Here is an 11,965-nt window from a genome sequence, read left to right as displayed (position 1 = left end):
GCGACCGGGGCGGCGGCGGTGACGTCGAACTCGTCCTCGAACGCCTTCTTGAACTCGGTCAGCTCAACGAGGGTCATCTCCTTGAACGCCTCGAGCAGCTCCTCGGTGGTGTACTTAGCCATGATGTGTCTCCTGTGAAGTCAAGTGCGGCATGAACCGCGGGGTGCGGGGCCCGGTCGGGGTCCCGCGGATTCGGGTCTGTGGTGCCGGTGCTCTACTGCTTCTTCTCCTCGAGCGCCGCGGCAAGGCGGGCGACCGAGGAGGTGGGGGCATCGAGCAGGCCGGCGACGTTCGCCAGAACGCCATTGAAGGCACCGGCCAGCTTGGCCAGAGTGGTCTCGCGGTTGTCCATGTCCGCGAGGGCCTGGAACTGCGCGGCATCCATAGCCGCGCCATCCATGTAGCCGCCCTTGATCACGAGGTTCTTGTTGTCCTCGGCGAACTTCTTGATCGCCTTGGCCGCGTCGACGGCCTCGCCCTTGATGAAGGCGACGGCGGTCGGTCCGGTGAGGTGCTCGTCAAGACCCTCGACGCCCGCCTCGGCGGCGGCGAGCTTGATCATGGTGTTCTTGGCGACGGAGTACTTCACGTCGGCGCCAAGGGCGCGACGCAGCTCGGTGATCTCCGCGACGGACATGCCGCGGTACTCGGTGAGCACGATGGCGGTCGACTCGTCGACATCCTGCTTGATGGACGCGACGGCGGCCTGCTTGACGGTGTTAGCTGCCATGGTTACTCTCGCCTCCTTCCTGATATGTCGTGGGTTCGACGCCGGAATCGGTGGCGAAACGACGAACGCCCCGGGCGCAAAACGGCCGGGGCGCGAAGGCGTTGCGCGGCGCGAGGCCGCACGAGCTCCACGACTCCAAGTCATCCTGCGCGGGCCGTCAGCGTTTGCGCTGAACCTTCATCCTGGAGTTCCAGGAAACCGGCGGTCTTCGGTGAAACTTGAGTCTCCGGCTTCCCGCGAGGGAGCCGGTCAAACTTCATGGCGGTACGTTACACGCCGGGCGCCGCATCTCCAAAATCGCCGCCCCGCGGGGTCTTCGCCGCTCCCCCGCAGCCGCGCCCGGCATCGCCGCCGCGACCGCGCGACCCACCCGGACCGCCCATCCCGGCCGCGCCGGCTCCACCGACCATGCCCTCCGGCAGGTCGAGCTCGGCGGCCATGCGCAGGTCGTCCTTCTCCCTGCCGTGCACGGCGATCTCCACGTCCGCGAAAAAGCACAGAAGGTCGGGGTCGCCGGCCATGAGGACGTCGTCCGCGAATCGCCCCGGCAGCCGCGGGAACGCGAGCGGGTGCGCGCCCGGCCCCACCGCATCGAGCACGGCAGCGCCGAGCCGGAGACCGGTGACCAGCACCGGGTCGGTCCCTTCCGCGCGCACGAGCAATCGCTTGACGACGTTCCGCAGTTCGACCGCATCCATGCGGGCCACCGACCTCAGGATCCGCAGCACCACGACGCGGGCGGCGCGATCGCCGGCCGCCGCGCGGTCGACCGACTCCGACAGCAATTCCGCCACAGGGGCGTCGTCGCCCAGGCCGAGCTGGACCTCCGCCAGCAATGGCAGGGACGCCACCCGCACGGACGGCAGGTCGAGGACGTCGGGGTCGATCCCCGCCAGAGTCGCCTGGAGTTCGCCGAGGATGAACCCGGAGCCGTCGTCAAGCAAAGCCAACCGCTCGATCGCGCGGAGCGCCGACTCCTCGCGGGAGGCGGAGTCGCCGCGCCCCCCGCGATCATCCCGGGGGTCTCCCCCGGACCGGCCGGAACTTGTGTGCATGCGAAAACGATAAGCCGCGGAACCCGGCCCCGGGCCGGAATCACGCAAAAACCCGGCCGAGCGCGAAAGGCGCTGGCCGGGTCATGCTCGCGGGGTTCACCCGCGGAAGGTTCCGGGAGGCTTAGGCCTCGTCGGTGCCCGCGTAGTTCTTCACCACGGAGGAGTCGACCTGGATGCCCGGGCCGTTCGTGGAGGAGAGGGTGATCTTCTTCAGGTACTTGCCCTTGGCCGCGGAGGGCTTCAGGCGCAGCAGCTCGTCGAGCAGGGCGCCGTAGTTCTCGGCCAGCTGCTCGGCGGTGAAGGACGCCTTGCCGATCAGGGCGTGCAGGTTCGACGCCTTGTCGACGCGGAAGGAGATCTTGCCGCCCTTGACCTCGGTGATCGCCTTGGCGACGTCCGGGGTGACCGTGCCGGTCTTCGGGTTCGGCATCAGGCCGCGGGGGCCCAGGACGCGCGCGACGCGGCCGACCTTGGCCATCTGATCCGGGGTGGCGATGGCGACGTCGAAGTCGGTCCAGCCGCCCTGGATCTTCTCGATCAGCTCGTCGGTGCCCACGAAGTCGGCGCCGGCCTCCTCGGCCTTGGTGGCGTTCTCGCCGGCGGCGAAGACGGCGACGCGGACGGTCTTGCCCGTGCCGTTGGGCAGGGAGACGGTGCCGCGGACCAGCTGGTCGGCCTTGCGCGGGTCGACGCCCAGGCGGATGGCGACGTCCACGGAGGCGTCGTACTTCTGCGAGGAGGTCTCCTTGACCAGCTTGGTGGCCTCGATCGGGGCGTAGAGGCGACCGGCGTCGATCTTCTCGGCGGCGGCCTTGTAGGCCTTGGACTGCTTGCTCATGGTGATTCCAATCTTCTGGTTGGAGTTGTGGTGCGGGCCGAAGCGGGCCCTGCCACGGTCAATGGGGTGCCCCGCGGAATGCGGGGCGGGCGGGACTAGTTGCCCTCGACGACGATGCCCATGGAGCGGGCGGTGCCGGCGATGATCTTCGCGCCGGCCTCGATGTCGTTGGCGTTGAGGTCCGGCTTCTTCTGCTCGGCGATCTCGCGGCACTGGTCCATGGTCACGGTGCCGACCTTGTCGGTGTGCGGGACGCCGGAGCCCTTCTGCAGGCCGGCGGCCTTCAGCAGCAGCTTCGCGGCCGGCGGGGTCTTCAGCGAGAAGTCGAACGAGCGGTCCTCGTAGACGTTGATCTCGACCGGGATGACGTTGCCGCGCTGGTTCTCGGTGGCAGCGTTGTACGCCTTGCAGAACTCCATGATGTTGACGCCGTGGGCGCCCAGGGCCGGGCCGACCGGCGGGGCCGGGTTGGCCTGACCGGCCTGGATCTGCAGCTTGATGACTGCCTGGAGCTTCTTCTTCTTCTTCGGAGGCATCGGGGACCTTCTTCCTTGTTACCGGGCGCGCCGCCGCCGTGATGCCGGGGCCTGCGGCCACCCGTCCGGATGCCCGACCGCGCACGGCCAAGCCACCGGGGATGAAAAAATTCGTCGCGCACCGGCTGGTGCGCGACGAATGACGTTACCTGCAGCGGGCCGCCCCGCCCAAATCGCGGGCGGGCGGGGCCGGCCGGGGCCGTTTAGTTGAGCTTCTCGACCTCGTCCAGGCCGAGCTCGACCGGGGTCTCGCGGCCGAAGATGGACACGAGAGCCTTGATGCGGCCGGTGGAGGCGTCGATCTCGGAGATGGTGGCCGCCACGGAGGCGAACGGGCCGGACAGGATGGTGACGGACTCGCCGACCTCGTAGTCGATGGCGACCTTGTCGTCCTCGACCTTCGGCGCGGAGGCGACGGACAGTTCGGCGGCCTCGCCCGGCTGGGCACCCTCGGCGGCCTCGGCGGTGACGGTCTCCTTCGGCATGAGGAACTTGGCGACCTCGCGGATCTTCACCTGCGTCGGGTGGCCCTCGGAGCCCACGAAGGACGTGACGCCCGGGGTGTCGCGGACGACGGACCACGACGGGTCGTCGAGGGACATGCGGACGAGCACGTAACCGGGCAGCAGCTTGCGCTTGACGGTCTTCAGCTTGCCGTCCTTGCGCTCCTGCACCTCCTCGATGGGAACGATGACCTCGTGGATCTGCTCCTCGACGCCGAGCGTCTGGGCGCGCATCTCCAGGTTGGTCTTCACCTTGTTCTCGTAGCCCGAGTAACACTGGATGATGTACCAGTCGCCCTTGCGGCGCTTGAGCTCGCGCTGGAACTCGCGCAAGCGCTGGCGGTACTCCGCCTCCGGGTCGACCTCTTCGGCCTCGGCCCGCTCACCCTCGGGGCCCTCGGTCTGCTCGGTCTCGGTCTGCTCGGCGTCGGACTCGCCCGCCTGCTCCTCGATGCCCTGGCCCTCGGCGCCCTCGGCGACGGCCTCGGCCGCGTCCTCGGTGGCGCCGGCGCCCTCGAGACCCTCGGCGGCGTCCTGGCCCGCGCCCTCGGCGGCGTCGACGGCGGCGGTGTCGGCGTCCGCCTCCGCGGCCTGCTTCGCGGCGTCGATGATCGCTTCGCCGATGGGCCCGGTCTGGCCCTCGGCGTCGGAGAAGATGTTCTGACCGTCGTTCATTCGGTGCGACCCTTCCAGTCGGTGTGCGTCAAAGCAAAAGATAATCCCGCCTACCGCGTGGTGCGGTGGCGGGATGAAACATCGTTGTTCGCGAGTGTACCTTACCCGGCGAAGATCGCCTGAATGCCCATTCCGGCGAGGGCGTCGACGCCCCAGACCAGCGCCACCATGAACACGAGGAACAGGAGCACGACGATGGTGTAGACCACCATCTGCTTGCCGGTGGGCCAGATGACCTTGCGCAGTTCCGCGACGACCTGCTTGATGAAGGTCACGGGGTTGCGGGTGCCGAGCTTTTCCTCGTCGTTGCGCTTCACGGGGCGGCTGTCGCGCGCCGGAGCGGCGGGGGCACCGGTTACCTGGCGCTTGCCCGTGGGCCGCGCTGCTGCGGTGGTGCTCTTTTCCTCGGCCACGTCTCTCCTCGAGGGGGTATCCGGCGTAAGGGGTATTGCAGGGGCGACAGGACTTGAACCTGCAACCTGCGGTTTTGGAGACCGCTGCTCTGCCAATTGAGCTACGCCCCTTCGTCGCGCGAAGTCCGTGCGACGGTTTCCCACCCTAGCACGCGGGCTAGCCGGGGATGGTGAACGTGGTCACCAGTAGCGATGGGGGGGATCGAACCCCCGACCTCACGATTATGAGTCGTGCGCTCTCACCATCTGAGCTACATCGCCCCAAATTCTTCCGCGGCGGCATCCGCCCGAAAGCAGATGCCGCACAAAAGAATGGAGCCCCCTGACAGAATCGAACTGTCGACCTTTTCCTTACCATGGAAACGCTCTGCCGACTGAGCTAAGGGGGCATGGCAACAAAGTTAGCGCTTGCGGTCTTGTGGACCCTCGGGCGCTCCCTGCGAAGCCGAGAGAAAGATTAACCCGACCTCGCCGAGATACACAAATCCGCAGGCCACCCCATAATTCCGGGCCATTTCACCGCCGTCCGAGGTCCGCGTCCGGGGCCCGCGTCCGAGGTCCGCGTCCGGGGTCCGCCGGCCCGCTTCGCGACGGCCCCTCCCCGGCGTCGCAAAGCATCGCCCGGCCCGGTCCGGGGACGGGCCGGAGAGAAAGAAACCGGGGCCCGGATCACTGTCGTGATCCGGGCCCCGGTTCAAGTGGTGCCAGATGATGGATTCGAACCAACGTAGGCAAAGCCGACGGATTTACAATCCGCTCCCTTTGGCCGCTCGGGCAATCTGGCGTACACCCCGTGGGTGCGAATGGAATGCTACCCAGAACCTCGCCGGGGAGCCAAATCCGCTGGCAGGGCTATCCGACGCGCTCGACGGTGTAGTCCGCGACGCGGCGCAGCGCGGCCTTGGCGGGGATCTCCGGCAGGTCGGCGATGACGGCGTCGGCCTCGGCCATGAGCTCGCGGACGAGCTCGAGGGCCTGTCCGGGACCGGAAGAACGCTCGAGAAGCTCGAGCGCCTCCGCCAGCAGCGCATCGTCGGACACCGGCCCCACGAGGATCTCGCGGAGGCGATCGCCGACGGGGCCCTCATCCCGCAGGGCGTAGAGCACCGGGAGGGTGAACACGCCCTCGCGGAGATCCGTGCCCGGCACCTTGCCCGACTGCGCGGAGTCGGAGGCGATGTCGATGATGTCGTCGACGATCTGGAAGATCAGGCCCACGAGGCCGCCGTAGCGCGTCAGCGCCTCGACGGTCTTCTCGTCCGCGCCGGCGTGCAGCGCGCCGAGGTGTCCGGAAGAGGCGATGAGCACGCCGGTCTTCTCGCGGATCACCTGCAGGTAGTGCTCCACCTCGTCGGCGCCCTCCGGGCAGCCGATGGACTCGCGCATCTGGCCGGTGACCAGCTCGCCGAAGGTGCGGGCGAAGTGGGCGACGGTGTCGACGCCCAGCCGGGCGAGCAGGCGCGACGCGGTGGCGAAGAGGTAGTCGCCGGAGAGGATGGCCACCGAATTCGACCAGCGGGAATTCGCGGATTCGACGCCGCGGCGCATGTCGGCCTCGTCCATGACGTCGTCGTGGTACAGCGTGGCCAGGTGGGTCATCTCGATGACGGTGGCGGCGGTGACCACGTTCTCGGCATCGGGGTGCGACCCGAACTGCGCCGCGAGCATGGCGAACATGGGGCGGAACCGCTTGCCGCCGGCGTCGGCGAGGTGGCGCACGTGCTCGACCAGGAATTCCTCTCCCTTGCCGAGCTCCTCGATGAGCAGCGCTTCGCTGGCGCGCATGCCCTCGGTGACCACGCGCTCCAGCTCGGGGTCGCCGAGCTCGACGCTGGCGACGCGCTCGCCGCCCGTCCGCTGGATGCTCGGTGCGTCGGAAACGCTGGTTGCGCCGTTACGCATTCGGGTCCCGCCTTTGATTCGGATCGTCGTCGGTTCGTCGGCTCGCACGGGTGGCCGCGTGCGCCGCGTGATGCGGACCGCGCGCGGCACCCGGGGCACCCGCCGCGAGCGGGCACCACCCTGGACGAACCCGTGGATATGCCGAACATACCGTAGTCCACCCGCACCCATCCCCATCACGCGGCCCCACCCTCCCAGCCCGGCCACTTCCGCGGCCCCGTATAGCCTTGATGACCATGACCGACCAGTCGCCGATTTCCCGGCCCATCCCGTCCAGCGCCGATGTCGTGGTGGTCGGCGCGGGCCCGACGGGCGCGGCCGCGGCGGCCCACGCGGCGAGCCGGGGCCTGGACGTGCTGCTGCTCGACGCGCAGACGTTCCCGCGCGACAAGACCTGCGGCGATGGCCTGACTCCCCGCGCGATCGCGGAGCTCGAACGACTGGGCCTGGCCGATCCGGTGCTGGCCCGCACCCGCAATCGCGGCCTGAAGCTCCACGGTTTCGGCGGGTCAATCACCGCGCCCTGGCCGAAGGGGTCCTTCCCCGCGGCGGGGTCTGCGGTACCCCGCACGGTGTTCGACGCGATGGTCGCCGACCATGCAGTCGCCTGCGGCGCCACCTTCCTGGACGGTTGCCCGGTCACCTCGGTGGAGCGGGGCCCGGGCCGCGCGGTGGCGGCGGTGTCGGTTCGGCTTGGCGACGGAACGGACCATCGCGTGGCCTGCCGTTGGTTGCTCGTCGCCGACGGCGTGCGCAGTCCCGTCGGCAAGCAACTCGGCAGGACGTGGCACCGGGACTCCGTGTTCGGCGTCGCCGCCCGCTCCTATTGCACGACGACGTGCGAGGAGGAGTGGATCCACTCGCACCTGGAGCTGCGCGACGAGGACGGGGCGGTGCAGCCCGGTTACGGCTGGATCTTCCCGCTCGGCGAGGGCCGGGTGAACCTCGGGTGCGGCGCGCTGGCGACGTCGGCGCGGCCGGCGAAGGTCAACGTGAAAAAGCTGCTCCACCACTACGCCGGGCAGGTCCGCGATGAATGGGGGCTGGGCGAACCGGAGTCGGTGACGTCGGCGCTGCTGCCCATGGGAGGCGCCGTCAGCCACGTCGCCGGACCGAATTGGGCGCTGCTCGGCGACGCCGCCGCCCTGGTCAACCCGCTCAACGGCGAGGGCATCGACTACGGCATGGAATCCGCGCGGCTCGCGGTGGACCTCATCTGCGCCGTCGCCGGGGATCCCGACGGCCTGGCGCATTCGTGGCCGGCGCTGCTGCGCGAACACTACGGCGAGGCCTTCTCCCTGGCCCGCCGCCTGGCCTCGGGCCTGACCATGCCGTGGCTGCTGCCCGCCGGCGGCCCGGTGACGCTCGGCGCGCCCTGGGGCAATGCCGTGATGGGCGCGGCGGCGCGGCTGATGGGCAACCTGATCACGCCCGAGGACCGCGACCTCACCGCCCGCATGTGGCGCACTGCCGGCAAAGCCTCGCTGGCCCTGGACACCCGGGAACCCTGGAGCTGACCGGAACCGAACGTTTCCCCGGCGTCGACCTGCGGCGACGAGAACCGGGGCGAATCTGCGACGCCAACGACGGATAGACAACTTTGTCTAGCGAGTGTTGGAACGTGCGGCGTGGCGGCGCCCAGAACGCGGCGCTGCCGGACGACATTGACGAACGGTCGAGAAACACCGTTTCACCACCGTTTCACCGCAGAAGGGACCGCACCATGACCACCGTTTCCGCCAAGCTCGAGGGCATTGACGCCGAGGGTCTGAAGAACCTCGCCGAGACGAACAAGACCGATCCGTCCAAGGGGCGCAAGGTCCTGACCACCGTCACCCGCTGCGAGGCCGGCTTCCGCAACATCACCTCCGTGCGCGACACCGCCGACAACGTGCGCTCCGGCCAGTCGGCGATGATCGAATGGGACCGCCTCGACGATGATCCGGCGGTGACGGTCATCGACGTCCGGGACCCCTCCGAATGCGCCGGCTGCATGATCCCGGGGTCTGTGAACATCCCGCTCAATGAGCTTCGCGCCCGGGCCGCCGAAATCCCGGTGGGACCCGTCGTGGTCACCTGCCAGGTGGGCCTCCGGGGCCATGTCGCGGAACGGATCCTGCGGCAGATGGGCTTCGGGGACGTCCGGAACCTCTCCGGCGGCTACCGGACATGGTCGGACGGGATGGAGGCCGCGTTCCGCCGGGCCGATTCGATCAGCCAAGCCTCCGCTGCCGGCTGATCCCGTTCCCCCGTTACCCCGCTACGCCTGCTGGGCCCGCTCCCCGTTCCCCCGCCCCTGCTACGCCGGCTTGACCGCCGAGTGCAGGGCGGCGATGCCGAAGGTCATGTTCCGCCAGCCGCAGTCGGTCCACCCGTTGCGGTTGATCTCGCGGGCGAGCTCCTCCTGCCCGGGCCAGGCGCGGATGGATTCGGCGAGGTAGACGTAGGCGTCGGGGTTGGACGACACCGCCTTGGCCACCGCCGGCAGGGCACGCATCAGGTACTCCTTGTACGCGGTGCTGAACACCGGCACGGTCGGCGTGGAAAACTCGCACACCGTCAGCCGCCCGCCGGGGCGGGTCACGCGGGCCATCTCGCGCAGCCCGGCGCGGAAGTCGTGGATGTTGCGCAGGCCGAAGCTGATGGTCACGGCGTCGAACGTCTCGTCGGGGAACGGCAGGTTCATGCCGTCGCCGCAGACCTTGGGCACGTCGCGGTGCGCTCCCGCCTTGAGCATGCCGCGGGAGAAATCGCAGGCGATGACGGTCGCACCGGACTTCGACAGCTCCGCCGTCGACACGGCGGTGCCTGCGGCGAGGTCCAGCACGAGCTCGCCGGGCGCAAGGTCCAGGCGGCGCCCGGTCTCGCGGCGCCAATGCGCGTCGATGCCGGCGCTGAGCACCGTGTTGGTGATGTCGTAGTTCTTGCCGACGCCGTCGAACATCGTCGCGACGTCGCGGGGGTCCTTGCCCAGATCTGCCCTAGCCACCCCGCCAGGCTACGCTGCCACGCTCCGGCGCTGCGAGCCCGGGTATGCCCCGCTCACCGCCGCGTAGTGGTCCATGAGCTGTTCGCACAGGGCCGACCAGGTGCGTTCGCGGACCGTGTCGCGGCACGTGCGCCGCATCTCGGCGGCCGCCTGCGGGTCATCGGCGAAGAGCAGCTTGTCGACGGCCGCGCCCAAATCCCGGACGAACGTCTTCGGGGCCAGCAGATCGCCGTTGACGCCCGGCGTGATCAGGTCGCGGGGGCCACCGGCGTTCGGGGCGATGGCGGGCACGCCCGAGGCGTGGGCCTCCTGCACCGCCTGGCAGAAGGTCTCGAAGTCGCCGGTGTGGACGAAGAGATCCAGGCTGGCGAACGCCCGCGGCAGATCGTCGCCGGTCAGCTGCCCCGTGAACACGGCATCCGGCATCAGCTCCTGCAACTCCGCGCGCTCCGGCCCATCGCCGACGATGACCACCTGCACGTCGCCGCGCTTCGACAGCTCCGCCAAGCGCTCGACGGACTTTTCCGCCGCCAGCCGGCCCACGTAGCCGACGATCGGCTTGCCCTCGGGGCTCCACATCTTGCGCATCGCCTCGGACCGCTTCGAGGGGTGGAAGCGGACCGCGTCGACGCCGCGGCCCCACTTGTGCACGTTTCGGATGCGGTGGCGATCCAGGTCGGCGATGGTCGGCGACGACGGCGCCAGCGTGCGGCCGCAGGCGTTGTGGATGACGCGCGTCCACGCCCAGGCCGCCGTCGACAGCCCCGCCAGCTTGTAGTTCTTGGCGAAGCCCGCGACGTCGGTCTGGTACACGGCCACCGCCGGGATGCGCAGCGTCTTGGCGGTGAACGCGCCGGCCGCGCCGAGCACGAAAGGCGACGCCAGGTGCACGACGTCCGGCTTGAACTTGGCCAGGATCGCCGCCATGCGGGCCTCCGGGACGCCGATGGGCAGGGAATCGACCATCGGCACCATGACCGTGGGCACCCGCTCGATGCGGAAACCCCGGTACGTCTCCTGCTCTTCCTGGAACGGCCGCGCCCCGGGGGCGATCACCAGGGCCTCGTGCCCATGGTCGTCCAGGTACTCGAGCACCCGGAGGACCGAATTGGTCACGCCGTTGATATTCGGGAGGAAGCTCTCCGCGACAATCGCAACTCGCATGCGCTCCACCATCACATCTCCACCTCACCTCGCGGTGTCGACGGGGTAACGGTTGCGGGAGCATCAAATGAACGGCGGGTGGCCCTGACGCTCAGCCACCACAGCGGGGCCGCGATGATCAGTCCGACGACGAAGATGCTCAACGCCGGGATCACCGCCAGCGTCCACCCGCGCCCCTCGACCCGCACTCGCTCGGGGTCGGCGCGGTCGTACTCCACGCGCACCCGCTGCCCCTCCTCGAGGCCGACCGGGTACAGCAGCCCGGACGGCGGCGAGCGGAACTCGCCGGTCTCGTCGACGAAGTCCACCGCCGTGCGCAGCGCGTCGACGTGCCGCACAGACGCCACCGCGCGGCCGGTGTCGGATTCGATCGCCCGGTCATCCGACCACGCGCCGAACACCAGGCCGGAACACACGACGACCAGGCAGATGAGCAGGAACAGGATCAGCTGCCGCAGCCGCCGCGGCCACCCCAGGTACACCCCGGGGATCCGGCGCCCGCCCGCGCCGGAGTCGATGCCGGCGCCCATGCCGGAGACCCTTGCGGCGCCCCCGCCGCTGCCCGGCGTTCCTCCCCTCGTCGGCCCGGTCATCTAACCCAGCGCCGCTTTCCGTGCCAAGGCGTCGTGAAGCTCCCTGCGGCCCGCCCGCGACGTGGCGACCTCGACGACCCGCACCCCGTCGACGTCCGTGTCCGGATGCAGCACCGCCAGCAGGTCCCGCAGGTCGGTGACCTCCTCGTGCTCGACGCCGTACGCCGCGCACAGGGCCGCCACGTCCACCGTGTGCGGCGTGCCGAAGACCCGCTCGAAGCTGCCGCGCAACGCCGGCGCACCGGCCTCGAGGGTCTCGAAGATGCCGCCGCCGGAATCGTTGGCCACCACGATGGTCAGCGACTCGGGGCGCGGCTCGCCCGGCCCGATGTTCAGCGCGCCCGCGTCATGGAGGAAGGTCAGGTCGCCCATCAGCGCGAGGGTGCGCGGCGGACGGATCTCGTCGGCGTGGGCGCGGTCGCGGGCCAGGGCGACGCCGATGGCCGTGGCCACCGTGCCGTCGATGCCCGCCGCCCCGCGCCCGGCGTGGACGTCGACGCCCGGGAAGGGCAGCCCCGCCCACGATGCGTCGCGCACCGGGTTCGAGGCGCCGAGCACCAGCTGCTC

At 69.8% G+C, this 11,965-nt stretch carries 13 protein-coding genes, 4 tRNA genes and 1 pseudogene; 2 read left to right on the top strand and 16 right to left on the bottom strand.

Features of this window, described 5'->3' with window-relative positions:
• The 12 genes and pseudogenes from GX015_RS09890 to GX015_RS09835 all read right to left on the bottom strand — a co-directional run.
• Positions 1-122 (bottom strand): annotated as a pseudogene (locus tag GX015_RS09890) (50S ribosomal protein L7/L12); the annotation flags it as partial.
• 92 nt (positions 123-214) lie between these two features.
• On the bottom strand, positions 215-730 hold the full coding sequence (gene rplJ, locus GX015_RS09885) for a 50S ribosomal protein L10 (RefSeq protein WP_102212150.1): 516 nt from the start codon (positions 728-730) through the stop codon (positions 215-217).
• A gap of 269 nt (positions 731-999) precedes the next feature.
• Complete coding sequence (locus tag GX015_RS09880; protein ID WP_291344783.1) at positions 1,000-1,785, bottom strand: hypothetical protein; 786 nt, start codon at positions 1,783-1,785, stop codon at positions 1,000-1,002.
• Positions 1,786-1,906: 121 nt separating this feature from the next.
• Complete coding sequence (rplA, locus tag GX015_RS09875) at positions 1,907-2,623, bottom strand: 50S ribosomal protein L1 (RefSeq protein WP_291344782.1); 717 nt, start codon at positions 2,621-2,623, stop codon at positions 1,907-1,909.
• Between the two features lie 95 nt (positions 2,624-2,718).
• A complete protein-coding gene (gene rplK / locus GX015_RS09870) occupies positions 2,719-3,159 on the bottom strand; it encodes a 50S ribosomal protein L11 (protein WP_291344779.1) in 441 nt (146 codons plus the stop codon).
• 203 nt (positions 3,160-3,362) lie between these two features.
• The gene (gene nusG / locus GX015_RS09865) at positions 3,363-4,337 is read right to left on the bottom strand and encodes a transcription termination/antitermination protein NusG (RefSeq protein ID WP_291344777.1); all 975 of its coding nucleotides are present in this window, start codon (positions 4,335-4,337) and stop codon (positions 3,363-3,365) included.
• Between the two features lie 101 nt (positions 4,338-4,438).
• Positions 4,439-4,750, bottom strand: a complete 312-nt coding sequence (secE, locus tag GX015_RS09860) for a preprotein translocase subunit SecE (RefSeq protein ID WP_291344775.1) — start codon at positions 4,748-4,750, stop codon at positions 4,439-4,441.
• Between the two features lie 38 nt (positions 4,751-4,788).
• Positions 4,789-4,861: transfer RNA gene (locus GX015_RS09855), tRNA-Trp, on the bottom strand.
• A 76-nt stretch (positions 4,862-4,937) separates the two neighbouring features.
• Positions 4,938-5,011, bottom strand: a tRNA-Met gene (locus GX015_RS09850).
• 52 nt (positions 5,012-5,063) lie between these two features.
• Positions 5,064-5,139: transfer RNA gene (locus GX015_RS09845), tRNA-Thr, on the bottom strand.
• 310 nt (positions 5,140-5,449) lie between these two features.
• Positions 5,450-5,534 (bottom strand) — tRNA-Tyr (locus GX015_RS09840).
• Between the two features lie 68 nt (positions 5,535-5,602).
• Positions 5,603-6,652, bottom strand: coding sequence for a polyprenyl synthetase family protein (locus GX015_RS09835; protein ID WP_291344773.1), 1,050 nt, complete (start codon positions 6,650-6,652; stop codon positions 5,603-5,605).
• A gap of 236 nt (positions 6,653-6,888) precedes the next feature.
• Between GX015_RS09835 and GX015_RS09830 the strand changes: the two genes are divergently transcribed.
• On the top strand, positions 6,889-8,169 hold the full coding sequence (locus tag GX015_RS09830) for a geranylgeranyl reductase family protein (RefSeq protein ID WP_291344770.1): 1,281 nt from the start codon (positions 6,889-6,891) through the stop codon (positions 8,167-8,169).
• 206 nt (positions 8,170-8,375) lie between these two features.
• On the top strand, positions 8,376-8,891 hold the full coding sequence (locus tag GX015_RS09825) for a rhodanese-like domain-containing protein (RefSeq protein ID WP_291344768.1): 516 nt from the start codon (positions 8,376-8,378) through the stop codon (positions 8,889-8,891).
• Between the two features lie 60 nt (positions 8,892-8,951).
• Here GX015_RS09825 and GX015_RS09820 read toward each other — a convergent pair whose 3' ends face one another.
• The 4 genes from GX015_RS09820 to GX015_RS09805 all read right to left on the bottom strand — a co-directional run.
• Positions 8,952-9,641, bottom strand: a complete 690-nt coding sequence (locus GX015_RS09820) for a demethylmenaquinone methyltransferase (RefSeq protein WP_291344766.1) — start codon at positions 9,639-9,641, stop codon at positions 8,952-8,954.
• Between the two features lie 9 nt (positions 9,642-9,650).
• A complete protein-coding gene (locus GX015_RS09815) occupies positions 9,651-10,805 on the bottom strand; it encodes a glycosyltransferase family 1 protein (RefSeq protein WP_291344764.1) in 1,155 nt (384 codons plus the stop codon).
• An 11-nt stretch (positions 10,806-10,816) separates the two neighbouring features.
• Positions 10,817-11,335 (bottom strand): DUF3592 domain-containing protein, encoded by a 519-nt coding sequence (locus tag GX015_RS09810; protein WP_291344762.1) that lies wholly within the window; start codon positions 11,333-11,335, stop codon positions 10,817-10,819.
• A 63-nt stretch (positions 11,336-11,398) separates the two neighbouring features.
• Positions 11,399-11,965, bottom strand: a 567-nt coding sequence (locus GX015_RS09805) for a thiamine pyrophosphate-binding protein (RefSeq protein WP_291344761.1), incomplete at its 5' end; no start/stop codon positions are given.

Source organism: Corynebacterium sp., from assembly GCF_012837295.1.
Classification (GTDB): Bacteria; Actinomycetota; Actinomycetes; order Mycobacteriales; family Mycobacteriaceae; genus Corynebacterium.
This window is presented reverse-complemented; position numbering and strand designations above follow the sequence as displayed.

Excerpts from the sequence above, each read along its gene's own strand:
- GX015_RS09815 (WP_291344764.1), bottom strand. The coding sequence starts at position 10,805 with ATGCGAGTTGCGATTGTCGCGGAGAGCTTCCTCCCGAATATCAACGGC.
- rplK (WP_291344779.1), bottom strand. The coding sequence starts at position 3,159 with ATGCCTCCGAAGAAGAAGAAGAAGCTCCAGGCAGTCATCAAGCTGCAG.
- rplA (WP_291344782.1), bottom strand. The coding sequence starts at position 2,623 with ATGAGCAAGCAGTCCAAGGCCTACAAGGCCGCCGCCGAGAAGATCGAC.
- GX015_RS09825 (WP_291344768.1), top strand. The coding sequence starts at position 8,376 with ATGACCACCGTTTCCGCCAAGCTCGAGGGCATTGACGCCGAGGGTCTG.
- GX015_RS09810 (WP_291344762.1), bottom strand. The coding sequence starts at position 11,335 with ATGGGCGCCGGCATCGACTCCGGCGCGGGCGGGCGCCGGATCCCCGGG.
- GX015_RS09830 (WP_291344770.1), top strand. The coding sequence starts at position 6,889 with ATGACCGACCAGTCGCCGATTTCCCGGCCCATCCCGTCCAGCGCCGAT.
- GX015_RS09880 (WP_291344783.1), bottom strand. The coding sequence starts at position 1,785 with ATGCACACAAGTTCCGGCCGGTCCGGGGGAGACCCCCGGGATGATCGC.
- GX015_RS09835 (WP_291344773.1), bottom strand. The coding sequence starts at position 6,652 with ATGCGTAACGGCGCAACCAGCGTTTCCGACGCACCGAGCATCCAGCGG.
- nusG (WP_291344777.1), bottom strand. The coding sequence starts at position 4,337 with ATGAACGACGGTCAGAACATCTTCTCCGACGCCGAGGGCCAGACCGGG.
- rplJ (WP_102212150.1), bottom strand. The coding sequence starts at position 730 with ATGGCAGCTAACACCGTCAAGCAGGCCGCCGTCGCGTCCATCAAGCAG.